The sequence below is a fragment of the Bradyrhizobium sp. USDA 4454 genome (genome assembly GCF_054822705.1).
This window is the reverse complement of the sequence record NZ_JBTRCN010000001.1, coordinates 1702142-1725059: the sequence shown is the minus strand read 5'-3', so window position 1 is coordinate 1725059 and position 22918 is coordinate 1702142. Positions and strand designations below refer to the sequence as shown.

General features: G+C 58.4%; 19 protein-coding genes and 1 riboswitch. Of the genes, 9 read left to right on the top strand and 10 right to left on the bottom strand.

What is annotated here, in order from left to right; translation table 11 throughout:
* Positions 1 to 31: 31 nt before the first annotated feature.
* The 7 genes from ccoP to ACVIW0_RS07750 all read right to left on the bottom strand — a co-directional run bounded on the left by ccoP (position 32) and on the right by ACVIW0_RS07750 (position 6348).
* Positions 32 to 904 (bottom strand): cytochrome-c oxidase, cbb3-type subunit III, encoded by an 873-nt coding sequence (ccoP, locus tag ACVIW0_RS07780; protein WP_461351787.1) that lies wholly within the window; start codon positions 902 to 904, stop codon positions 32 to 34.
* Between the two features lie 6 nt (positions 905 to 910).
* Positions 911 to 1075 (bottom strand): cbb3-type cytochrome c oxidase subunit 3, encoded by a 165-nt coding sequence (locus ACVIW0_RS07775; RefSeq protein WP_461351786.1) that lies wholly within the window; start codon positions 1073 to 1075, stop codon positions 911 to 913.
* 11 nt (positions 1076 to 1086) lie between these two features.
* Positions 1087 to 1821: a cytochrome-c oxidase, cbb3-type subunit II gene (gene ccoO, locus ACVIW0_RS07770; protein ID WP_461351785.1), complete on the bottom strand. Its 735-nt coding sequence runs from the start codon at positions 1819 to 1821 to the stop codon at positions 1087 to 1089.
* 8 nt (positions 1822 to 1829) lie between these two features.
* Positions 1830 to 3452: a cytochrome-c oxidase, cbb3-type subunit I gene (ccoN, locus tag ACVIW0_RS07765; protein WP_461357271.1), complete on the bottom strand. Its 1623-nt coding sequence runs from the start codon at positions 3450 to 3452 to the stop codon at positions 1830 to 1832.
* A gap of 100 nt (positions 3453 to 3552) precedes the next feature.
* Positions 3553 to 3882, bottom strand: a complete 330-nt coding sequence (locus ACVIW0_RS07760; protein ID WP_461351784.1) for a hypothetical protein — start codon at positions 3880 to 3882, stop codon at positions 3553 to 3555.
* A 353-nt stretch (positions 3883 to 4235) separates the two neighbouring features.
* Positions 4236 to 4463, bottom strand: coding sequence for a hypothetical protein (locus ACVIW0_RS07755; RefSeq protein ID WP_461351783.1), 228 nt, complete (start codon positions 4461 to 4463; stop codon positions 4236 to 4238).
* Between the two features lie 1681 nt (positions 4464 to 6144).
* Complete coding sequence (locus ACVIW0_RS07750) at positions 6145 to 6348, bottom strand: hypothetical protein (protein ID WP_461351782.1); 204 nt, start codon at positions 6346 to 6348, stop codon at positions 6145 to 6147.
* Positions 6349 to 6478: 130 nt separating this feature from the next.
* Between ACVIW0_RS07750 and ACVIW0_RS07745 the strand changes: the two genes are divergently transcribed.
* From ACVIW0_RS07745 to hemN, 6 genes are all read left to right on the top strand, one after another.
* The gene (locus tag ACVIW0_RS07745) at positions 6479 to 7909 is read left to right on the top strand and encodes a sensor histidine kinase (RefSeq protein ID WP_461351781.1); all 1431 of its coding nucleotides are present in this window, start codon (positions 6479 to 6481) and stop codon (positions 7907 to 7909) included.
* Entirely contained in the window at positions 7906 to 8511 is a 606-nt protein-coding gene (gene fixJ, locus ACVIW0_RS07740; protein ID WP_461351780.1) for a response regulator FixJ, read from the top strand. Before ACVIW0_RS07745 ends, fixJ begins: the two co-directional genes overlap by 4 nt.
* 346 nt (positions 8512 to 8857) lie before the next feature.
* Positions 8858 to 9646, top strand: coding sequence for a universal stress protein (locus tag ACVIW0_RS07735; protein ID WP_461351779.1), 789 nt, complete (start codon positions 8858 to 8860; stop codon positions 9644 to 9646).
* Positions 9647 to 10365: 719 nt separating this feature from the next.
* Complete coding sequence (locus ACVIW0_RS07730; RefSeq protein ID WP_461351778.1) at positions 10366 to 10959, top strand: helix-turn-helix domain-containing protein; 594 nt, start codon at positions 10366 to 10368, stop codon at positions 10957 to 10959.
* Positions 10960 to 11110: 151 nt separating this feature from the next.
* Complete coding sequence (locus tag ACVIW0_RS07725) at positions 11111 to 11740, top strand: hemerythrin domain-containing protein (protein ID WP_461351777.1); 630 nt, start codon at positions 11111 to 11113, stop codon at positions 11738 to 11740.
* A 494-nt stretch (positions 11741 to 12234) separates the two neighbouring features.
* Positions 12235 to 13587 carry an oxygen-independent coproporphyrinogen III oxidase gene (hemN, locus tag ACVIW0_RS07720; RefSeq protein ID WP_461351776.1) on the top strand — a complete coding sequence of 451 codons (1353 nt, stop codon included), beginning with the start codon at positions 12235 to 12237 and terminating at the stop codon, positions 13585 to 13587.
* A gap of 716 nt (positions 13588 to 14303) precedes the next feature.
* On the opposite strand, the gene metE is transcribed toward hemN, so the two are convergent.
* A complete protein-coding gene (metE, locus tag ACVIW0_RS07715; protein WP_461351775.1) occupies positions 14304 to 16649 on the bottom strand; it encodes a 5-methyltetrahydropteroyltriglutamate--homocysteine S-methyltransferase in 2346 nt (781 codons plus the stop codon).
* Between the two features lie 98 nt (positions 16650 to 16747).
* A riboswitch (cobalamin riboswitch) is annotated at positions 16748 to 16949 on the bottom strand.
* A gap of 1130 nt (positions 16950 to 18079) precedes the next feature.
* Between metE and ACVIW0_RS07710 the strand changes: the two genes are divergently transcribed.
* Positions 18080 to 18994 (top strand): nodulate formation efficiency C protein, encoded by a 915-nt coding sequence (locus tag ACVIW0_RS07710; protein ID WP_461351774.1) that lies wholly within the window; start codon positions 18080 to 18082, stop codon positions 18992 to 18994.
* Between the two features lie 454 nt (positions 18995 to 19448).
* On the opposite strand, the gene ACVIW0_RS07705 is transcribed toward ACVIW0_RS07710, so the two are convergent.
* Positions 19449 to 19625 (bottom strand): hypothetical protein, encoded by a 177-nt coding sequence (locus tag ACVIW0_RS07705; protein ID WP_461351773.1) that lies wholly within the window; start codon positions 19623 to 19625, stop codon positions 19449 to 19451.
* A 447-nt stretch (positions 19626 to 20072) separates the two neighbouring features.
* On the opposite strand from ACVIW0_RS07705, the gene ACVIW0_RS07700 reads away from it, so the two are divergent.
* A complete protein-coding gene (locus ACVIW0_RS07700) occupies positions 20073 to 20798 on the top strand; it encodes a thermonuclease family protein (RefSeq protein WP_461351772.1) in 726 nt (241 codons plus the stop codon).
* A 10-nt stretch (positions 20799 to 20808) separates the two neighbouring features.
* Positions 20809 to 21552: a carbonic anhydrase gene (locus ACVIW0_RS07695; protein ID WP_461351771.1), complete on the top strand. Its 744-nt coding sequence runs from the start codon at positions 20809 to 20811 to the stop codon at positions 21550 to 21552.
* A 558-nt stretch (positions 21553 to 22110) separates the two neighbouring features.
* On the opposite strand, the gene ACVIW0_RS07690 is transcribed toward ACVIW0_RS07695, so the two are convergent.
* Entirely contained in the window at positions 22111 to 22758 is a 648-nt protein-coding gene (locus tag ACVIW0_RS07690; protein ID WP_461351770.1) for a hypothetical protein, read from the bottom strand.
* Positions 22759 to 22918: the final 160 nt, after the last annotated feature.

Here is a 22918-nt window from a genome sequence, read left to right as displayed (position 1 = left end):
GATGGGCCGGTGGCTTCTCGGCTCATCTCACCTATTGTCCACCACCGAGCGAGTGCACATAGACCGCAAGTGCCTTGATCGTGATGGAATCGAACCGCCCGCTCCAGGCCGGCATGATGCCCCCACGGCCATAGCTGATCGTCTCGATCAGCGTCTCCTCGTCCGAGCCGTACAACCAAATGTGGTCCGTCAGATTCGGCGCGCCGAGATCATGGTTGCCTTTGGCGTTCTCGCCATGACAGACGGCACAATTGTCGGCAAAGATCCTTGTGCCGGCCGCGGCATCGAAATTGGCGACTGTTGACAGGCCGGACAGCGATCGCACGTAATTCGCTACTGTGGCGATCTCATCTTTCCTGAGGATGCCGTCGCGGCCGAAGGCCAGCATTTGCCCCTCATGGGCCTGGGCGTGCCCGGACCGTGCGCCGAACTGGATGGTCCGCTGGATCTGATCGAGCGATCCGCCCCACAACCAGTCATCGTCGTTGAGATTGGGATAACCCTTGGCACCGGCGCCGCCGCTGCCATGGCATGGCGCGCAATTGTCTGCGAACACCGTCTTGCCCCGGGCACGGGCCAGCGCCAGCAGGGCCGGATCCGTCTCGATCTCTGTCAGAGACGCTTTGCCGAGAACCGCCATCTTCTCGCCCCGCAGCCTCTCGAGCCCGGCCAGATCGTTGACGACACTCGCGCGGGTCGAATGTTGAAATACGCCGGTCGTGTAGCTGGACAGGAGCGGCCAGGCCGGATAGACGACCCAATAACCGATCGCCCAAAGGATGGTGGCGTAGAAGGTTGAGATCCACCAGCGCGGCAGCGGCGTGTTGAGCTCCTTTATGCCATCCCATTCGTGTCCCGTCGTGGAGCGGCCGGAGATCCGATCGAAGTCGTTGCGGTCAATCATGGTCTGTCAATCCCGGCACAGCGGCATGCGCGCCGCAGAGTCAAAACGCCGCTTATTGCCGGGCCACAGCGCATAAACAACAATGGCCATGAAGATGCCGACAAACAACGGCGTCCAGAGGCTCATGACGAAGCTTGACGCCAGATTCTCGACGGAAATGACGGCGTTCATCACAAGATCCTTCAGCGCAGATTGGCTTTTTCGTCGTAGAGCTTGAAATCGATCAGCGTTCCGAGCATCTGCAGGTAGGCGATGAGCGCATCGAGTTCGGTCGGATTGCCAACCCTTCCGTCGAAATTGCGCACAGCTGCCTTCGGATAGCGTTTCTGGAACGAGGCGAGGTCCGCGCTGTCAGGATCAAGCTGGGTCTTCAAGTCAGTGACCGCGTTCTTGATCTGATCTTCGGTATAGGGGACACCGACTGCCCGGTTGGTGCGCAGATGTGCGGCCATGTCGGTCAGGTCGAGCTCCGTATGCGCCAGCGTCGGGTACCCCGGCATGACCGAGCGCGGGACGATGGCCCGCGGATTGGTCAGATGCGTGACGTGCCATTCATCGGAATATTTCGCGCCGACACGCGCGAGGTCCGGGCCGGTACGCTTCGAGCCCCATTGAAACGGGTGATCATACATGCTCTCGGCGGCCAGCGAGTAATGTCCGTAGCGCTCGACCTCGTCACGCAATGGCCGGATCATCTGCGAGTGGCACAGATAGCAGCCTTCGCGTATGTAGATGTTGCGACCTGCAAGCTCAAGCGGGGTATATGGTCGTACGCCATCCACGGCCTCGATCGTACTTTTGAGGTAGAACAGCGGCGTGATCTCGACCAGCCCCCCAATCGCGATCACGGCAAGGATGCCTGCGATCAGGATGATCGAGTTCTTCTCAAAGATCTTGTGTCGGTTCCAAAGAGACATGCGATGACCTATTCCGCGACTTGGAGCGCTCCAGTGTCCTGGATTTGATCGGTTTGCCTTGCATTCACGGTCATCCAGAGATTGGCGGCCATGATCAGGGCACCAATCAGGAACATTGCGCCTCCCGCGGCGCGGATGATGTAGAAGGGATGCATCGCCTCGACCGACTCGATGAACGAGTATTCGAGGAAACCTAGCGGGGTATAGGCGCGCCACATCAGGCCTTGCAGGACACCAGACACCCACATTGCCGAGATGTAGAGCACGATCCCGATCGAGGCGATCCAGAAGTGCCAGTTGACGAGCTTGAGGCTGTAGAGCTCGCGCTTCCAGAGCCAGGGAACCAGGCAATAGAGCGCACCGAACGATACAAAGCCGACCCAGCCCAACGCACCGGAATGCACGTGGCCGACGGTCCAGTCGGTGTAATGACTGAGCGAGTTGACCACCTTGATTGCCATGGTGGGGCCCTCGAACGTCGACATGCCATAAAAGGCCACCGAGACCACGAGCATGCGGAGCACCGGGTCAGTGCGCAGCTTGTCCCACGCACCCGAGAGCGTCATCAGGCCGTTAATCATGCCGCCCCATGAGGGCATCCACAGCATGATCGAGAACGTCATGCCCAGGGTCTGCGTCCAATCCGGCAGCGCGGTGTAATGTAGATGGTGAGGGCCGGCCCAGATGTAGAGGAAGATCAGCGCCCAGAAGTGGATGATCGAGAGGCGGTAGGAATAGACCGGGCGCTCGGCTCTTTTCGGAATGAAATAGTACATGATGGCCAGAAAGCCAGCGGTCAGGAAGAAACCGACCGCGTTGTGGCCGTACCACCACTGAAACATGGCGTCCTGCACACCGCCCCAGGCGATGTAGGATTTCGAGCCGAACACGGAGACCGGTAATGCTGGATTGTTGCCGAGGTGGAGCACCGCGATTGTGACGATAAAAGCGAGATAGAACCAGTTGGCGACGAAAATGTGCGGCTCTTTCCTTTTCACCAATGTCGCCAGGAACACGATGAGATAAGTGACCCAGACGATGGTGAGCCAGAGATCGGCGTACCATTCGGGTTCGGCGTATTCCTTTGACTGAGTGGCACCGAACAGATAGCCGGTGCCAGCGATCAGGATGAAGAAATTATAGCCAACTACCACGAACCACGGCGCGAGATCGCCCGCGAGGCGCGTGCGGCAGGTCTTCTGGACGACGTAGAAGGAGGTCGCGATGAGCACGTTTCCGCCGAACGCAAAGATCACGGCCGACGTATGCAGCGGGCGGAGTCGGCCGAAGCTCGTCCAAGGCAGATCGAAATTCAGTGCGGGCCAGGCAAGTTGCGAGGCGATAAAAACGCCGACCGAAAAGCCTGCGATACCCCAGAACATCGCCATGACTGAGGCGAATTTGATCGGAGCGAGATTGTAATTCGGTCGACCCTTGATCTGCGCCGGTGGCAATTGCGCCGGGCGTTCATAGTAGCGATTGAGGATAACGCTTGCGGCGGCCAGACTGGCGGCGGACGTCAGCAATGCGTGGAAGCGAAATGCGGAATCGTGCCCCATCGCTCCTGCAAAAAAGCAAACATAGGCAGAAACGGCGAATACCGACATCAGGCCTGCTTCACCCATGGTCATGGATTTCGCGGTGAGGGGTGGGCTTGGCATGTCTTGGCCTCTTTGAAAGCGGATTGCCAGGAGATCACATTTGGGGGTGGGACGGGATGATCGAGCGCGATCAATCGCCAAAACGCTGCGGAGCGCTGCCGATCTCACGCGCAAGTGCGCGCAGAGTATGTTCGTTGGGACAGCCTTTGAGGGGATTTACGGACTCACGCCGCTCGAGGTCGGCAGCGCAGCGGATCTTGGTCTGACACAGGCCGCATACCCGCTGCAAATCGCGCAACACGTCTCCATGGCGGGCGGCCAGCACATTCTCGGAGAAGCCGGCAAGTGCGAGGCGCTTGCTTAAGAGTTCAGGAGAGCCTGGACTTTGCGCCATCTCTCGAAAGTCCGACGTCGACAGATTGAGTTCACGAGCGATCGCGTCGATGTCCTGCGCGCTCAAATAGGCTAATTCTGCTGTCCGGGACAGCCTCGATCGCAACCGGGTGAGCAAATTCTTGAACCCCCAAGGGCGACCGAGATATCCAAATTGGCCAACCATGTGTCATACCCCTCAGAGCAGCCATAGCTGCCCCCGGCAGACTTGTTTTTGACATCCATCAAATAAGGCTCGTCTGTGGGAGAAAATCGGCGAACCGGAGGATGTGGACAAGAGGGCTCGCCTGCTCAATTGGCGGCAGCATCGCGAGCTATTGTCTCGATCGACGCTCGGGAAGACGTTGTGTGAGTCTGGTGCCTGGATTCGCGGAGTGTCTCTACGATCAAAATTCGTAGACCTCCCTCGCCGAGCTCGGGTCAGCCACCCCATGCCGGGGGCAATGCAAGCGGGGTTCGAAGCTCCATCGCATCGGCGAATATGGTCCAATCGCGGACACCTTTTTGCTTGCAGAAATCGGTCTCTGCCTGCTGTGCAGCAGCACTCAGCGAGGCCGCATCCACCCGGAACGCTGCCTGACAGGCACGATGCTCGTGGCCGGTATCGTCACAAACGGTCTTGATGAACCGAACGTTAAATGAAGGCATGATACCCTGTTCCTGTGCGTTTGCTTATGTTGCATTCTGCCAGCCTGCGCGAGGCGAGTATTTGATTTGTCTCAAGCAGAACCCAAAAAGATTATCGCTCCATCGAGATAAGGTCGAGGCTTGGGCAGGCGATGTGAGTGCTCTTTCGTCCGAAGGAGCTCCCAATCAGCAAGCGTCAGTTTGGCGGATCACATCTGGTTGAGGTGGCTCAGGAACAACAGCTCTCGTCTTCCCGCGCGTTGGGCCGGCAGGGTTGAGGCGCTGATCCAGAAACTTCTCATGAGACGGTTGGGGGCAGATGGCGATTATCGATCAATCCCAACTTCAATCGCCGGCAATGTGGATGCTTGTGCCGCCGCGAAACTTGCACGGTGCTTGGTCGTCTCGCAAGGCATTCCCGACCGCTCCGCCTGATTGCGGGGCAGCGGGCAAAGGTATTTCCGACCGGCACCGGCGGCCGAAGACTACCGGCGGCGGCTAGAACTGCCCGCACGTGGGCAAATGAGGCGAAGCGGCTTCATCTCGCTCGTGATGGTCCACCCTATCGCAGCAACTGCAAAACCGATGATGAGGCTGGCTGCAGCCAAGGTTTCGATAAGCCCAAGCTTAAAGACTTCCGCGCCATACCCGATTGCTACGATCAGCGCGGGCAAGACCAACGACAATGTAAGGCGAGCAATCAACTTACCATCTCCTTCGACTCTCGCAGCTCAGTGACACGCGCTTGTCATAATGCAATGCCCGTACGCTGCGCAGTCTGAACATTCGCACATTGCGCGTCCTAGATTTTGATTTTCATCAAACCCGCTATATGCTGGCGTATTGTGTGGATCGTTGCGCGGCCCCGCCTGATGACCCGGTTTGCTACGTGTTACCGGCAACGCATTGGCAGTTGCCACTCGCCCTCGTCCCGTTCTAGACGTGCATCAGCTTCTTTTTGACCTGCATCAATACAACGGTGGCGGCTTGAGATAGAAAGGACATTCCAGTCAAGCTCAGACACGTGGCAGATTGAAAGTCTTGGCGCCCTATCTTCTTTTCGTATCCAAATCCTGGCAAGTGAACTCAAGGACTGCTGCCGGACGCACCCGAGCGAAGTGCCCCCGGTCGCCTGCGCCGCGTGTGATGCTGGCCACTTCATCGACCCGCGAATCGGCACGATGCTCTGGCCGAGCGCAGCTGGTCCATCTGAATGCCATCGAGCGAATTCGGGCGTCATACCGTTCCCGCACGGACACGCCGCCTGACTCGCAAGAGCGCGTTCGACGGCATCAAGACTCCACGCCCCACGCTGACTTCGTGGGACGAGGAAACGTCCGACCGACAAAGGATGTTCGACATGACAGACCACGGCGACAATTGTCCCGCCGCGGCCACGCTTGCGGGAACTGCAGTCCATTCCAGCTGCTGTCCAACAGCAATCAATAACAGCCGGCGCTGGCTTGATTGGGTCCAGTTCGACTCGACCGGATCCCAGGAACTGCTCCGCAGCCCTCATACTTCGGTCGGCGATCGGATAACGTCCCAGCACGTTCCGATCGGCGGTTGCGACGTCCCAAAGCATCCAGACCATAACTGGCCTGATCGAGACCATGCGCCGCTTGGGCGAGATCAGGCTGATCTTGTTGGCGCAGCGGCCGAGTGATCTCGGCGCTAGTATTCGGAAGGTTACCTGATTTTGTCAGTCGGCGGCGATGAACACCGTCCAGGGTCTATTGGCAACTTGACCTGGGAGCGAATTGAAACGGCGCCCTTTGATCGGGAGCTGGAGATCGCGGTGATCGAGGGTAATGCCATTCACCGGCTGGTCTTTCCTTGCCGACGGATCTTCGGCGGCTGGATCAAGGCCATGACCGGAGAGCACGTCGCTGTGCAGCCCACGCACTGGCGCATCTGGCCGAGATAGCGGCGGCCGCCCTGCACAATAGGTAGCGCAACGAAACGCGGCTGCATCCGACCGCCTCATATAGACAAACTACGTACACTCGATCGAATGAGAGGGTCTGCCCGGAAACATGTCCGACCACATTTGGTACCGCTATGGCACAGCCGCGGCGGCCGCCGCGCTGGCCGTCGTGCTTCGTGCGGCGCTGGATCCGTATCTTCCGGACCGCACGTTCACGATCATCTACCTTTCAGTCATCGTTTTTGCCGCTTTCGCTGGCGGCCGCGGACCGGCCATCTTCGCCATGCTGCTCTGCCTCATCATCAGCGCAGCATGTCTTGGGAACAACCTCATCTCCGATTCCGCAAACATGATCGATATAGCCGGACTCGCGGTACTTGGCCTCCTGCTCGGCTTCATGGGCGATCGGCTGCGGCGCGAATCAGAGCAGGCACGGTACCGACAAGCCCATCTGCAGTCGATCCTGGACACCGTGCCGGAAGCCATGATCGTGATTGACGAGAGGGGAATCATTCGCTCGTTCAGCGCCGCGGCAGTGCGTTTATTCGGTTGGTCTCCGGACGAAGTGGTCGGATGGAATGTATCCAGGTTGATGCCACAACCCCACCGCGCCGAGCATGACCGCTACATTGAACGCTATCTGGCTACCGGAGAGCGGCGCATCATCGGCATCGGCCGCATTGTGGTCGGCGAGCGAAGCGACGGCTCGACCTTTCCGTTGGAGCTTGCCGTCGGTGAGGCCAAAGTGCGCGGGGAACGATTCTTCACCGGCTTCATCCGAGACCTCACCGAACGGCGAGCGCAGGAACGGCGATTGCAGGAACTGCAATCTGAGCTCGTGCACGTCTCGCGGTTGACCGCCATGGGAGAGATGGCCTCGTCTATTGCCCACGAGATCAACCAACCGCTCTCCGCAATCACAAACTACATGCGCGGCGCCAAGACGCTGCTGGCATCAGACAAGCCGGACGCCAATCGTATTGCTGACGCCATCGAAAATGCCACCCAGCAAGCGCTGCGCGCCGGCGATATCATCAAGCGTCTGCGGGAATTCGTCGCCAAAGGCGAGACGGAGCAAACAATGGAGAATCCGCTCACCTTGCTTGAAGAAGCGGTCGCTCTGGCCTTGCTCGGCGCCAACGAGCAAGGCGTGCGGGTGACGATCCGCAGCGATCGCGATCTGCCATCGATAATCGTGGACAAGATCCAGATCCAGCAGGTCGCGCTGAACCTGATACGAAACGCGATCGAGGCGATGGCTTCCAGCCCGCGTCGCGAATTGACCGTCGGAGTTACCAAAGTCGACGGCCTCGCCAGGTTTGCCGTCGCCGATACGGGCTCTGGCATCAGCCCTGATGTCGCCAATCGCCTGTTCCAGCCCTTTATCACGACCAAAGAACATGGCATGGGTGTGGGACTATCAATCTGCCGCACGATCATCGAGTCCCATGGCGGCCACATCGTCGTGGAAGCCAATCCGGGCGGCGGCACGGTGTTTCAGTTTACCCTGCCATTTGCGGAGGCCAATGAGGAAGCATGACCATGCGGCGCATTCTTGTGATCGACGATGACGCCGCGATGCGGGACTCGCTCGCGTTTCTGCTTGATGTTAAGGGCTTCTGCGTGGCAACCTATGAGACGGCGAGCGGCTTTGTCGGTGACGCCGCGAGTGGTCCGGTTGATTGCATTGTGTCGGACATCCGGATGCCGGGCATGAGCGGCCTGGAACTGGTCCGCAAACTGAAGGCGGATCGCGTCGACTGCCCCGTCATCCTTATTACCGGCCATGGCGACGTGACGCTGGCAGTCGAAGCGATGAAAGCGGGTGCGGTCGACTTCATCGAGAAGCCCTTCGAAGACGAGGTGCTATTGCGCGCAATCAATAGCGCCTTGGAAGCAAGGCCAACCGAGCCAGCGGACGATACGGCGAAACTGCAAGCCGAAGCCCGCCTGGCAGAGCTGTCGCCGCGCGAGCGTGATGTCCTGCAGGGACTACTGGCCGGTAAGATCAACAAGGTGATCGCCCACGATCTTGGTATCAGCCCGAGAACGGTCGAGGTTTACCGGGCGAACGTCATGGCCAAGACCAATGTTCGCAGCATGTCTGAGCTGATGCGAATAGCTATCGCCGCCGGACTCTAGCAACATCGCCGAGCGACGGAATGTCCTATTCAAGCATCCAGCTGTCCGCTTCAACTGCGCAGATCGCGCCGGGAGAAGGTCATTGCTGATACGGTGGAGCTTTAAATCGCCTGCGGATTCTTTGCAGGGCGTAAATCGTGCAACACAGGCGAGTCCTATTTCCTGGCCGTGGACTGACTATTATGAGGCGCGCTCCTTGCCAGTTTGTTCGTGCTCAAGAACATTCAGCGGCGGCATATGACGCGGATCATTTGAGGGCTCGGATTCTTCCGAGGCAGCAGGTCTTTGACTTCGGAGAACGACAATGCTCGGGAACATACTGGTCCACCTTCCGACGGAGCTCCCGGTGCGGGCTGCTATCAACGGGTCGATTTCCTTTGCACAGAGTACCGGCGCGCATCTTGACGTTGTAGCCATCGGCTACGAGAGAACAATTATTCCGCTTCTTGCAATTGGCGTAACGGCGGTTACTTCTGTTTTCGACGTTGAGCAGGCGCGTGCGTTGGAGCGGGCCGAAGCAGCACTTCATGCCTTCGACCTGCAGGCACGGAATGCCGGCATTTCCTATACGGGTCGCGCGCTGAGCGCGCTTCCAACCGACGCGCGCCGGATCATCTGCGCGAGTGCGCGAGTCCACGACATGACCATCGTTACCCAGCCTCAGGGCGGCTACGATAGTTGCGACAATCTGATACTTAGGGGGATCCTTTCCCAGGCTGGCGGGCCAGTTCTGTATCTGCCACCAACCTTCGACGGCGCCTTCTCGATCAGACGAGTAGGGATTTGTTGGGACGGCAGCCGCCGTGCGGCGCGTGCTCTGCACGACGCAACGCCACTTTTGTATAAAGCCAATACCCTCACCATCATCACGACCACCGCCCCGGACAAAGTCCCGGCAGAGAGTTCCACTGCGCATCTGGGAGAGTATCTTGCAAAATCAGGACTTCCTGCGAGGATCGTGTCACTTCCGGCATCCCGGGCAGCGCGGCGCGCCCTCCTGTCGCTTGCGGCCGACGAGAGCCTCGACCTGCTGGTTATGGGAGGCTACGGTTGCTCTCAACTGCAGGAGAGGCTGCTCGGTACCGCCGGGCATATGCTCCGCGGGATCAACATCCCGGTCCTGATGTCACAGTGAGACGGTACGGGCGGCACGTCGGCGGATCCGCGAAGATGCCATCAAAATGCTGTCGCGATCGGGCGCATCCGACGATGCCCGAGCTCAACATCAGGCTAGATCACGATTGTCCTTCGGTTCCTGCGATTGCGGGAGCGCGGCAGAGGGGGACTGTTGAGCCAGGTCAATATGTCGCGCGAGCCTAGCTCTATGATTCAGTTTCCAACTCGGACCACATGAAGTGACGACCGGGCCGTCGTCCACGTCGACGAGCATACATGGATCCTCATGATCCCGGCTGGTCACTCCAGCGCCGACCAGGATCAGAGTCATGATTTGCAAGAGACTTCCTGCGGCGGGCTGAAAGTGACGGTGGAGACGGCGCTTGGAACTCTCCACGGGTGTGGCCGTGCGCTTTTGATTGTTTTCGTGGCGGCCGGCCAGGTCAGCCTTCTGATCCAAAGCTGGCCCAATTGATTTGAGCATGTTCGAGTAGCAGGGGACCCACGTCGCGCGTCGTTCAAGCGGAACTCAATCATGGCTTACGCGTAAATACCTAGTGGCTTCTACTTAGGTAAAACATCTGGATTTCACAGTTTGTCAGGAGCGGCCAATCTGCGTGTCATCGACGTTCGCAAGCAAAGTCCGCCATGCACGCCCGGGCCCCCAGCCTTACTGAGACCAGCCGCCATCCACCCAACGTCTTGCGTGGGAAATCTGACAATCGTGGACCGCTTGGTATGATTGCGACACCGATGCGGTTCACGCGCAATAGCGAGATTTACGGAGAGGATGAAGCAGCCGAATACCTTTATCAGGTGGTATCGGGTGCTGTGCGAACCTACAAGATTCTGGAGGACGGACGTCGTCAGATCGGCGCGTTTTATTTGCCTGGTGACATCTTTGGCTTTGAGGCCGAAGAAAGCCATATCTCTTCGGCCGAGGCGATCTGCGAGACGCACCTGCTCATGGTGAAGCGCACCGCTGTCATCTTTCGCGCCAGCCACGAGAGGGAACTTGCAAGGCAGCTCTGGGACGCGATGGCGCTTGAGCTCCGCCGTTTCCAGGCGCATTCGATGCTCCTGATCAGCAGCGCAGAAGAACGGGTCATCGCGTTCTTGCTCGACATATCTCGCCGCACCACGAAGAACGCAGCCATCGATCTGCCCATGTCACGGCAGGATGTTGCAGATTACCTTGGCTTGACCATTGAGACGGTGTCGCGCACTTTCACTCAGCTTGAGCAGAATGGCGCGATCGCCCTGCCGACCACGCGCCGAGTCGAGCTCCGCAAGGACACATTGTCCAACCGCTTTGCGCAGAACTTCGGCTAACGTGATTTTGCGCTAGCTCCAGGCTGGGCGGCGCACGCCTCTGTGCGCCGAGCCGTGCCGGAAAATACAGCGCAGAAGGACACCCAACGGCGGCTTGGGGAACCGGGCACAAATCGCCGCCATTTTACATTTCCCTCCATGGAGCACCGCAATGATCATCGGTCGCTTGCTTCGAGAGCATCGTAATATCGATCTCCTTTTGGTCGCCCTTCAACGCGAATTGGAGATTTTTGAGCAAGGACATCGTCCGGACTATGAGGTGATCCGCGCGATTATCAGCTATTTCGAGGTTTACCCCGAGGTGTACCATCATCCTCAAGAAGACTTGATCTTTTCCAAGCTCAAGAGGTGCGATCCGGATGCGGCCGCAATGCTCGGCGATCTCGCGCATGAGCATCAGGAAGTCATCGACCGCTTGCACCACTTCGCTCGCGCCATTGATGGTGTCCTGGCAGATCGTGAAGTCCTTCGGCAAGACGTCGGCAAGATCGCACGCGACTTTATAGTACGCGAGCGGCACCACATGATGTGGGAAGAACGGGACTTCTTCCCCGCCGCGGTTGCGGCTTTATCGGCTCAGGATTGGGCCGAGGTCGCTTCCGCCCTCACCGATCATGGTGATCCGCTATTCAGCGAGACAGCTGAAGCGGCTTCCGACGCGCTAAGAGCCCATATTCTACAATTGGAACAAGAAGCTGAGGCCGAACGGAGCGCACTTGCGTTTTCGAGCGCGTTGGCCGGCAACCCGCGGCACAATGCGGAGAGGGATGGACCACGTTGATCGCTGCCGCATCCGGCAGGAAGTGGACATCATTTCATGAGGGCTCAAATGAAGATCGCCTCGCCGGCTTTCAGAATAAGCACGGGCGATATGCTTCTCCGCCCGACGATCGTTTGCTTTAACTGGCGGCGCAAGCGGCATGGCCGACGTTAAACGCGGTCTGATTCGAAATAATCGGCAGTAACAGGCTCGACCATGAGCATTGGCATCGCGCGAAACGGACATTTCTCAGCAGAGCTGTCGGACGTCAATTAATATCCGTTTGCTGCTTCGTTTCGTCTCGTTCTCGCTCGATTTGACCATGATGGGAGGTGCATTGCCAAGAAAGCTCATCCTTGCCGCGCGACCGCTTCATCAAATTCAAAACGTGAGGTATGCGCCGGTGGCATGACCTACCGGCCAGCCCATCAGTAACCGCGATATTTGAGGCAGCGCAAAGCTTACCATGCCCCCGTCCGATAATCGGGCGCCCAGAGAGCGAGAGAGGCATCGCAATGCGACCGGACCTAGCACAATCCTACGGGCAGCACCGAGTACCGCGCTACACCAGCTATCCGAGCGCCCCTCATTTCTCGGCATCAGTTCGGGAGCTCGACTATCAAGCTTGGCTCAAGTCCCTCGACGGCCAGCAGTCCGCCTCTATCTACGTGCACGTGCCATTTTGCCGAAGCATGTGTTGGTACTGCGGCTGCCATACATCTGTCACGAAACGCGACGATCCGATCGCGATCTATACGGCTGGATTGCGCACTGAAGCCTACCTCGTTGCAGAAGCCATTGGCCAACGACAGGCAATCTCTCATATCCACTTCGGCGGCGGCACGCCCACGATCCTGACACCTGAAGCATTCGCCGATTTGGTCGGCTCGTTGCGTTATTCGTTCGCCGTCCTGCCTGATGCTGAGATCGCCGTGGAGATTGATCCCCGCATGTTGAGCAATCCGATGGCCGAAGCCCTTGGCTATAGCGGGGTCAACCGGGCAAGCCTTGGCGTGCAGAGCTTCGACCCGGTTGTCCAACAGGCCATCAACCGCCCGCAGAGCTTCGAACAGACCGCAATTTCGGTCGAGCGGTTACGCCACGCCGGTATTTGCCGGATCAATTTCGACCTGTTGTATGGGCTGCCCGGGCAGACGGTCGATTCGTGCCTGGATACCGTCGGCAAATGCCTCGAATTGTATCCGGACCGATTTTCGGCCTTTGGTTACGCGCACGTTCCGACCTTCAAGAAGCATCAACGCAAGATCGACGAATCGACTCTGCCTAACAGCGTCGAGCGCTATCGCCAATCCGAAATGGTAGCTCACACATTGGTTGACGCTGGATACGTACGCGTAGGCCTCGATCACTTCGCCCTACCGCATGACAATCTCGCTGTGGCGGCGGAGCAAGGCAGGTTGCGCCGCAATTTCCAGGGATATACTGACGATTGCGCAGGCGCGCTTATTGGCCTCGGTGCCAGCGCCATCGGCCGGCTGCAGCAGGGGTTCGTCGCGAATGCTGTCTCAACCAAGGATTATCTCGCTCGCATCACCGAGGATCGGCTCGCGACGGCCAAGGGCTATCTACTGACTGATGATGATCGCTATCGGGCGGAGATCATCGAGCGAATTATGTGCGACATGACAATCGATCTCTCCGAGACGTCTCGCCGTCACGGCAGGGATCCGGATTCGGCCGTTGTCGATCATTCCCGGCTTGAAAGTCTTGTCGCAGATGGTGCCGTCGTGTTCGACAATGGCCGGCTTTCGGTAGCCGGCGGCGCCCGGTTTCTGGTCCGGAGCGTCGCCTCCGCCTTCGACGCTCACCTCGCTCGGTGCGGAGCTACGCACAGCGCGGCTGTCTAATCGTGTGAACGGCGGGCGTGCCAGTCTGGTCAGCCCGCACTTCAGCCACCAGTGAGTTGGCTTATCCGCGGTTCGGACCGATCTCGTGATCGTGGAGCATCCTGTTGTCCATCACTTTCGTGGTCGAGTGTCGATCTGTTCATCCATTCCAAAGAGTTACAAACCTTCGCCAGAGTGGAACGGGACAGACTGCCTGCGCAGCCAAATCAACAACAAATCACTCATGCATTGGTTGCTTGAGTAATGCTTGCTGTCGCGCTTACTCGCATGGTAGCGCCGCTTTAGCGGCAGGAAGGCGCCGTTAATTGCACTTCGCCTCGGTTGACACCAAGAGGGCCGGGCGTCGCCAGCCGCGGTCTTCGCTCGCCTCGGCAATCCGTTGTGAACGCGGCTCATCGCGGACAAACCTTAGTCTAGTTTTCCAATACTCAACTACGTTGGTCGCATACCACAGCATGATTGAGCCACGCTGAGCCGTGCTTTAACTTTGGTTCAGATTTACGGCGAATGTCCTCGCCGGCAATCGGACCATCGGCTGTCCTCCCTGCGCCGGTGGAAGTCGGCGATGTGTCAGCGTCGCTCCCCTCAGACTTAACTTTCGCCCGGCCCGCTAAACGCGGCCGGGCGTTTTTTTGTCCGAGCTCGGTCGAGATGATCGAGAGCGCAAACGCGCTATGAGCGGATCAGCGTCCTGGAGGAGAGAGCCAAGCGCAGGATCAAGGACCTGGCCGATCGGATGCTGCGCGCAGTTGCCGGGCGGCGGCGACCATATTGATCAGCGCCGGGCGAACCTCTTCCCATTTGCGCGTCTTCAGACCACAGTCCGGATTTACCCAAAGCTGCGAGTCCTGCAACCGCTGCCGAGCCAATGTTATCAGCTCCTTCATTTCCCCTGCCTCGGGAATGCGGGGAGAATGGATGTCGTAAACGCCCGGCCCGATTTGATTAGGATATTTGTAGCTCCTGAACGCGTCGAGCAGCTCCATCTTCGAGCGCGACGTCTCGATCGAGATGACATCCGCATCCATTGCAGCGATGGCGTCGATGATGTCATTAAACTCCGAATAGCACATGTGCGTATGAATCTGGGTTTGATCTGCAACGCCTGATGAGCATATCCGGAAGCTATCGACGGCCCATTGAAGGTAGGCCGCCCACTCCGATCGGCGCAATGGCAATCCTTCGCGGAGGGCCGCTTCGTCGATCTGGATCATGCCCGCACCGGCTATCTCGAGATCACGGACTTCGTCGCGGATCGCCAGTGCGATCTGCCGGCAGACCTCGCCTCTTGGAATATCATCGCGAACAAATGACCAATTCAGGATCGTTACTGGTCCGGTCAACATCGCCTTCACCGGCTTACTGGTGAGTGATTGCGCGTAGAGCCACCAATCCACGGTGATCGGCTTTCGCCGCAAAACATCGCCAAACAGGATCGGTGGTCTGACACAGCGCGAGCCATAGGATTGTACCCAACCATTCCTGGTAAATGCGAACCCGGCGAGTTGCTCGCCGAAGTACTGCACCATGTCATTGCGCTCAAACTCGCCATGCACGAGGACGTCCAGCCCAATGTCCTCCTGCCAACGCAGAGCGCGCGCGGTCTCCTCCTTGAGGAACTTGTCGTATTGCTCGTCGCTCATGGCGCCTTGCGCATGTGCTGCGCGGGCGTTACGGACCTCTGGGGTTTGCGGGAAAGATCCAATCGTCGTGGTGGGAAAGGCCGGTAGTCCAAAGCGTTTGCGCTGGATCTCGGCCCGACGGACAAATGGGCTGGCGCGCCGGCGCATGGCCTGGTCAATCGCTCGCATCCGTACCGCGAGATTCGCATCGCGGATCTTTGGTGAAGTCCGACGGAACGTCACGGCCGACTCCGATTCAGCGAGACTTTCAGCAACATTCTGATCACCCGCGAGTGCCCGCGCCAGGATCGCGAGCTCACGCATCTTCTGTACCGAAAAGGCAAGCCAGCTCTTGAGATCGGATGCAAGTCCGGTCTCGAGTTCAACGTCGACGGGCACATGAAGCAGCGAGCAGGATGGAGCGATCTGGACGCGATCCCTGCCTAGCTTCGCGATGGCGGGATCCAGTTGCTGGCGGAGCGTCGACAGGTTCGACCGCCATACATTTCGTCCGTCGATGACGCCGAGAGACATGATGAGGTCGCTTCGCCGGGCAGCAATGATCCGGTCCAACAGGTTCGGCGCGCGAACCAAATCCACGTGCAGTCCGGCAACGGTCATGTTCAAAGCTGTGTCCAGATTATCGCCGAGATCGCCGAAATAGCTCGCGACCATGATCTTGACGTCGGGTACTTCCTTGGCGAGCCGATCGTAGACGTGCAGCAAAGATTTTCGCGCCCGCTCCTCCAGATCAAGGACCAGGCAGGGCTCATCGCATTGAACCCAGTTTGCTCCCCGCTTGGCTAGCTCTTGCAGAACCTCGACATAGACCGGTATTAGCTCGTCCAGGAGCGACAGTGGCTGGAACGCAGGATCCGCACTCTTGCCAAGCTTCAAGAATGTGACCGGCCCGATCAGGACGGGGCGGGTCTGAAATCCGAGGGCTTTGGCTTCCTCGTACTCCTCGATAGGTTTTCGCGAGGACAGGCGGAACGTCTGTCCCCGACGAAATTCAGGGACCATGTAGTGGTAGTTGGTGTCGAACCACTTGGTCATCTCCTGTGCGGGCGCGCCATATCCGCCCGATCCGGGGCTGCAACTCGCATTCTGGCGGTCCCACTGTGAACCGCGGGCCATCTCGAAGTACGTCTTGAGTGAAACCGGCTCGATTTTCGACGCGTAGACTTCCGGGATGGCCCCAACCATGACAGAGGTGTCGAGCACCTGATCGTACAAAGAGAAGTCGTTGGACGGAATGACGGTGACACCGAGGGATTTTTGGCGGGCCCAGTTCGCAGCGCGCAGGCCAGATGCGTCCTCGAGCAATTGCTGTTCACTGATTGCGCCGGCCCAGTAACTTTCAAGCGCGCGTTTGAGCTCGCGTCTTGGACCGATCCGAGGCGTTCCAAGCGTGGCGACCGGAAGGGAGAGAAGAGACATAGCGCTAACCCCGTAGTTGGGGGCAAAGGCCATGGCGGACGCAAGCACGCTCGCCCGAGAGCGGCTGCTTGGCGTACCACCGGGACACCCCGCCCGTGGACGTATATGTGGTCGAGGCAGGTCTCCTGGCTCGCGGGTCATCGCCACTGTCCGGCCTTCCCAAAGCCTCACGGGCTTAAGTGACTTTGTTGGACAGCGGCTCGCCGCTTACAGTTGCGGGGGCAGCGCCGGCCTGTTCACCGGCTTCCCTCTTAGCTCCGGATCCAGCGGGACCGGAGAACCTCTACGATTTCGATTATCTGCAACAGACCTCTTCCGTCAACCTCTCAGATGACTCTCTCACGTCAATGCTGCCATCATCGGTGACTGAAATGGCTATTTGACATCGAAAGTGGACCACGAGTGGAAGCTCTCTCCAATATAGGTCTCAAAGGAATTGTCGAAGGCGCAAGTCGCGCGCTTCGAGCGTGCTGGCATTCGGTCTCTCGGCAGTCGAGAAGGGCCGCCGGGGGCAAAACGCCGCAAACCGTCAGCATGCCCGGCGCGCATGTTGATCTGCGTGCCAACCAATCCTGGTAGGCGACTTGCGGTCTGTGATGCCGATAATGCGCAGGAACGCATATCGATTCGCCTCAACGAACACTGAGAAACCCCGCAATGAAAATGGCTGTTTGGAGCGCCGTTGGCGTCTTTGCTGTCACCATCTTTGCGATCGGCCTGTTGGGGCGATTGGTGAAAGCGTTCATGAATCAATCCGTCAAACAGATGCTCTCGAGAATGTTGAGCAACTCGAGAGGAAGTTAGCGCGATACTTGATCGTTTCTCGCTTGCCGGCCCGATTCCACTGGAAACAGCGGCTCATCCAACCATGAATGCGGAGCCGAAGCAGCTGGACGATTGACTAGATTGCACCATCGTGCGCGTAGGCAGAAAACGCGCACACCATATCATCTGCCTGCCTGACGATGAGCTTCCGAACGATTCCGTACGCCCGGCAGTGATGACCGACTTTGGCATATGATCATTTGCGAGCCGATAGAGATCGCAGGCGTTCGGGTGACAACACCAGACCGGACGGTTCAAGACCTTTCAAAAATTCTTCCCGATTCCTCATTCGTAAATCTGCAACGGCCTTCGCTTGCGCCTCGAGGATCGGCTCCACAAAAGCTGAACAAGCCCGCGCGGATCGGCTGAATGGAAACATTGAAACGAGCGCCGTCGGAAAGCCAACAAACATTGCACGAATCTGGCGCGATTTGCCGGCTATTTCCTGGCACGAAGGATGCAAGCTCCGGGATGCCCAGGCTTCTCCCCCTGGGCAGGTCCAGCACAGCAGATTGAGGTTGTGATTGGCCCACTGAAGTTAGCGGCGCGTGACATCGAGGGGATAGCGCCTGCTCGCGCGGGACATCGCAGGCGCCCGCGTCACGTTGCCGCTAACTTCTTCCAATCGAGGACAGATTGAAGGCTGCCGCTTTGACGCGCAGATCAAAACCGATGGTTCGGCCGTGATGAAGAGAATGTCTGCAAGGCACGTGCATCGTCTCTGTCAATGGCTGATTTTCCTTGCTGGGCTGGTTGCGGCGGCCAGCAGTGCCCGAGCCGGCGAAAACGCGCTCGTCGAACGCGTCAAGTCAACCTGGCGAGCACGAGACGGTGAGACAATCGAGCACATTGTCTCCAAGGTCTCGAAAGTGGCGCACTTCGTCCCTCGAAACTGGGGAATCGCCGAAGGCATCGACCACACTGAGTATGTTTATCTTTCCTGGACCAGACATCAGGATAACAGTTCAGACGAACATTACGTTATTACCTGGAAAGTCGGGACCGACGGAAAGATTGAAGTTGCGTCTCCCTATGCAAAGCCCATCGAATTCGGCTGGCGCGCCCTGGCGCTTTCACTCATCGCCAGTGAAGTCACCGACGGCGAAAAAGACGCAAACCTTGGTTTTCTGCATAATCCGGCCAATTTCAACTTTGTGACGACCGCGCAGGGCAAGCTCGGAGATCTTCTCCGGCACGGCCGTTGTCATATCATCGAACCTGTTGTCGTGGATTACGTTACGGCGGCGAATGACAAGCCGACCGAGAAAGCGCACCGGTGGCGCGTTCTGCTGCTGGTGAACTGCAACATACCAGGCCCCCGCTACTTTACCGAAAATGGGGTCATCACCTTCGAGAAGCGCGAGGGGCACAATTGGGAGCCGCAATCTTTCCTTGCCAAGAGGATTGCGACTTTTCCTCCCGGCTCCTGGTTCCATCACATAGAGCCAAACGAACGGAACGCATTCAAGGGGGTGCGAAAGGCCTCGACAAATGATCGGGATGGCAGCGTTACTCCTTGAGCGCTGAGCGCCTCGGGGCGACAGCAGGCCCATGCGCTGGAGAATTGATGCGCCCAGCTATGCCAGCAGGAGGCAGGCCTCGCTCCGGCCTGCAAGCCCCAATCGGGAAAGCCAGGCATCAGGATGGCTCTTGCCCCTTCAGACGAGTAGCCGCGGCGGAACTGGTACAAAAGCCACATGCGAGCTCTCGCCAGAGCGCCATGCCATCCTTCACGGACCAAGCGAGGCGATGCTGACGCCAAGCCAGATCCGGCGTGCGCGCCAGCGCATCGCGCGACCAACAAGCACCCGCGGGAGCGAGTGCAGCGACGAGACCGGATTAAGAGGGACCCCGGGAACGGGGCAGTGATAGCGACGCCGGCATCCTCGATGGCGGCGGGCCCCTTTCCCGAGTGCCCCCGGCGAGGAGCTCCACAGCCGTGCTGCGAGGGTCGAAGATCGAATTGAGCCTGATCTAAATTTCCTCGCGCGCATTCGTCTGCGCGTCATAGATCTTGATTTGAAGCGTGGGAAAACGCTTCTTTAGTTCTGCTCCACCAGCCCGGGCGCCGTCTCTGGTTGCGAATTCGGCCTTGACTCGGCCGTCGACTTCAAGCGCGTAACAGGAGACCGGCAGTTCAGGGGTGGCCATAACCATTTCAATCCCATTGTGCAGCGAGGCGGTTAAACATGATTATTAGGGTGAGTCGCCTAAGCCCTGCAGCGCTAACTGCCGCAATGCCCTGAGTGCCGACACGTGTTGTGGATTGATTCATCGCTTTGAAATGACAACCACCCCCCACTCGCAATAGGTGCGAGGACGCCTTTGCACCGGCAAGTCCGTAAAACCGGCCCCGTCAGTCCGCACGCTCGCCATTATGCCGAACCGTGCTTTCTTCCGTTCGAGCGCCCCCAAAAGAAATCTCTTGAATCTTACCCAGCGTCAGGTCGTAGGCTGAAAATATAGGCAAGCTTGCACAAATGCATCGTCGAACGATGCTGACCAAATGACGGACCAATGCGGTCAAGCAGTCGGCTGGACGACACCGGATCGTTGGGATTTTGTGAGCTGATGAACCAAGAGCGAAGGGATACCAGGATGAAGTACCGCGTAATGATGGCAGCATTCCTCGCTATCATCGCGTCTCCTGTTTGCGCGGCGAAACTGAGCGGTGCTCCCCAAATCCTCGACGCCAACATGATAGAGATCGAGCAAACGCGAATTCGGCTCTCGGGTATCGAGGCCCCTGAGACCGATCAGATTTGCCTGGATGCTCATGGTCGGAAATGGGCCTGCGGGGTAGCTGCTCGTGACGCCCTTATCAACTACTCGAATGGACGAATATGGGATTGTCAGACCGCAGGAGTAGACAAGTACGGCAGGTCTCTCGGCAGTTGCTTTATCGAGGGCCAGGACGTGAACGCCTGGATGGTAAGCTCCGGTTGGGCACTGTCATTCGATCCATCCACCCATGTTTACGTCGTCAATGAGGTGGTGGCGAGCAATGCCTTTGCCGGCTTGTGGTCGGGGGCGTTCATCACCCCCTGGGACTGGCGCCACCGCAACAAGAGCACGATTATTGTCGGCGCGAGCTCGGTGCCGAACAAGGCCCAGGAGCTCCTGCTCGGATCCGCTTTGCTATCTGACCCACCCTCGCCCGACTGCCTGATAAAGGGCACCGTCGACGGTACTGGCGAGCGCACGTATCACTCTCCGGGGCAAATCAGTTACGGACAAATCGACATGACGAAGAAGCCGGCTGAACGCTGGTTCTGCAGCGAAAAAGAGGCCGAAGCCATGGGGTGGCATAGAGCCGCGCGATAGGTGTCCTACCATGCATGCAAACCATACACAGAGCACTCCCTATCCGGCCGACGTCGCGCCTTCGCGCCGCTCGCTGTTGCTGTTCGCTGTTTCGGCATTGGTCGTGCCGTTTGCCGGCAACATTGTCGACGCGAACGAAGCGACAGCACCGCCGAAGCTGGATAACCTGCTCTCGCCCGATGCTGCGCTGAAGCGGCTGATGGAGGGTAACGATCGTTATATGCAGAGCGTGTCGCGAGGACGCGATCTGGAACGCGAGCGCCGACTTTTAGTCAATGGTCAGAATCCATATGCGGCGGTTCTGAGCTGCGCCGATTCGCGGGTAGCGCCCGAGCTTGCCTTCGACTGCGGACTTGGTGATTTATTCGTATGCCGCCTCGCCGGTAACTTCGTCAACGATGACACGCTAGGTAGCCTGGAGTATGCGGTTGCTGCACTGAACACGCCGTTGATCCTGGTACTCGGTCACGATCACTGCGGCGCGATAGACGCCACGATCAACTCGCTTGACGAAGGCAAGCCGGCGCCGGGACATATCCGCTCCATCGTCAGCGCGCTCGCGCCTGCCGTAAGAGGGGCGCGCCACCAACCAGGTGACAGCTCTGCCGATGTGATCCGGCAGAATGTGATCGACAACGTCAATAAGCTCAAATCCACCAGCCCGATCCTGAACCTGGCTGTCGAGCAGGAAACACTAAAGATCGTCGGCGGTCTATATCGGCTCGAAACCGGCAGGGTCGACGTATTGAGCTGACGCTGATGCCTTCGCGCGATCGCCCAGTCGGTGTGCCCTCGTCCCCTCAATCGACTGACACAACATTCGCGGATCCGTCGGGCTGCATCAAGTGCACCGGAACGTGGATCCGCGTCACGATTGTCATAGCTTCGGGATAATGTTGGCGTGGCCTCCTGATCGTGGTCATATTCTTCGTACGTATGTGGTAACGCGCCGGGCCAGCATCCGGACGCTCGATATCGCGGCCGATGTTGTTCATTATCGTTGTCTTCAGCAGCGTTGAGACCTCCACCCGGATTCACCCGCTGCCATCGCCCGTGGAGAGGCTATCCTTCGCGTAGTTGTTTTGTGCGCTTATGGTATGCGTTCGAAGACGATGCCGACGGCGATTTCACGAAACCGGTTCACGCGGGCGCTTCGGCGACTTGCTGAATTCGCGATCCGCCAGGGGCCGATGCGGTCCAACCGCTGGCGGACGCGACAGTCCATTGCTGAGCTATGAACAGCCGAGATAGTTGGAACCGAATGACCACAAGACTGTAGCGGCTAGCTCCGCTGGTTCTATCTCGGTGCCTTTCATCCAGCCCTCCTGAGCCTGACGAACCCTCCCTGCATCAATTCCGCATTGTAAGTTCGGCCATTGAGGGCAATGGTTGTTGTGTTGTTTGGACTAGGCATGAAGCCTGTTTCCTGCAGCTTCTCGATTAGGGCTGGGGTCGCCCACTGCTCCGGAAGCGGGAAACCTCTGCGCGACGTCTCGAAAATGAATGCTCCGAAATCTGGTAGCCCCGCTGGCCCAGCTCCCATATTTTGGTCCTCCGGAGGGTTATGAATGAGACGCACGCCGCTAGAGGGGTCCAGGGCAGCGGTATAGCGATGCCCTTTGATCTCATAGGTCATACTCGGCTGGTCGGCGTCAGGCAGGAGACCCAAGTGGTTCAGTCTCTCGACCATTTGCCCGGGAGCGGATTGGGTGCCGTGGGAAAACTTGTGGGGAACGGCGAATGAGACATCGTATGCCGTCTCCTCAGGCACGGCGGACGATGATGGCCCCGCTTCATTGATGATCCGACTAAATAGATCATGATCTTCTTGTGTCCAGGCGTACTCTCCTGGAGACCCTGGGGATCCGCCGTGGTTGATCTCATTGAAATCCATACAGCTCTCCTTCTGTTTTAATCCCTCGCAGATCGGCACCGCCGTTACCGCCACCGGTTCGGTCATCGCGAGAGAAGGTCTATGCTATGAGGCTTGGCTTTCGAGAAGCTGACGAGTTTCGGGAAGACGAGCGCAGTGGCAGACGCGGCGGTCGTGGTCCGCAGGAAAGGTGATGTCTCGGTCCGGGCTCGAGCTCAAGTCGCCTGTCGAAGCGAGCGACCGATCA

Coding starts and splice junctions, on each gene's coding strand:
- ACVIW0_RS07705 (WP_461351773.1), bottom strand. CDS start 19,625: ATGGCCACCCCTGAACTGCCGGTCTCCTGTTACGCGCTTGAAGTCGAC.
- ACVIW0_RS07700 (WP_461351772.1), top strand. CDS start 20,073: ATGAAGTACCGCGTAATGATGGCAGCATTCCTCGCTATCATCGCGTCT.
- metE (WP_461351775.1), bottom strand. CDS start 16,649: ATGTCTCTTCTCTCCCTTCCGGTCGCCACGCTTGGAACGCCTCGGATC.
- ACVIW0_RS07695 (WP_461351771.1), top strand. CDS start 20,809: ATGCATGCAAACCATACACAGAGCACTCCCTATCCGGCCGACGTCGCG.
- ACVIW0_RS07690 (WP_461351770.1), bottom strand. CDS start 22,758: ATGACCGAACCGGTGGCGGTAACGGCGGTGCCGATCTGCGAGGGATTA.
- ACVIW0_RS07755 (WP_461351783.1), bottom strand. CDS start 4,463: ATGCCTTCATTTAACGTTCGGTTCATCAAGACCGTTTGTGACGATACC.
- ccoN (WP_461357271.1), bottom strand. CDS start 3,452: ATGACCATGGGTGAAGCAGGCCTGATGTCGGTATTCGCCGTTTCTGCC.
- fixJ (WP_461351780.1), top strand. CDS start 7,906: ATGACCATGCGGCGCATTCTTGTGATCGACGATGACGCCGCGATGCGG.
- ccoO (WP_461351785.1), bottom strand. CDS start 1,821: ATGTCTCTTTGGAACCGACACAAGATCTTTGAGAAGAACTCGATCATC.
- ACVIW0_RS07775 (WP_461351786.1), bottom strand. CDS start 1,075: ATGAACGCCGTCATTTCCGTCGAGAATCTGGCGTCAAGCTTCGTCATG.
- ccoP (WP_461351787.1), bottom strand. CDS start 904: ATGATTGACCGCAACGACTTCGATCGGATCTCCGGCCGCTCCACGACG.
- ACVIW0_RS07745 (WP_461351781.1), top strand. CDS start 6,479: ATGTCCGACCACATTTGGTACCGCTATGGCACAGCCGCGGCGGCCGCC.
- ACVIW0_RS07730 (WP_461351778.1), top strand. CDS start 10,366: ATGATTGCGACACCGATGCGGTTCACGCGCAATAGCGAGATTTACGGA.
- hemN (WP_461351776.1), top strand. CDS start 12,235: ATGCGACCGGACCTAGCACAATCCTACGGGCAGCACCGAGTACCGCGC.
- ACVIW0_RS07725 (WP_461351777.1), top strand. CDS start 11,111: ATGATCATCGGTCGCTTGCTTCGAGAGCATCGTAATATCGATCTCCTT.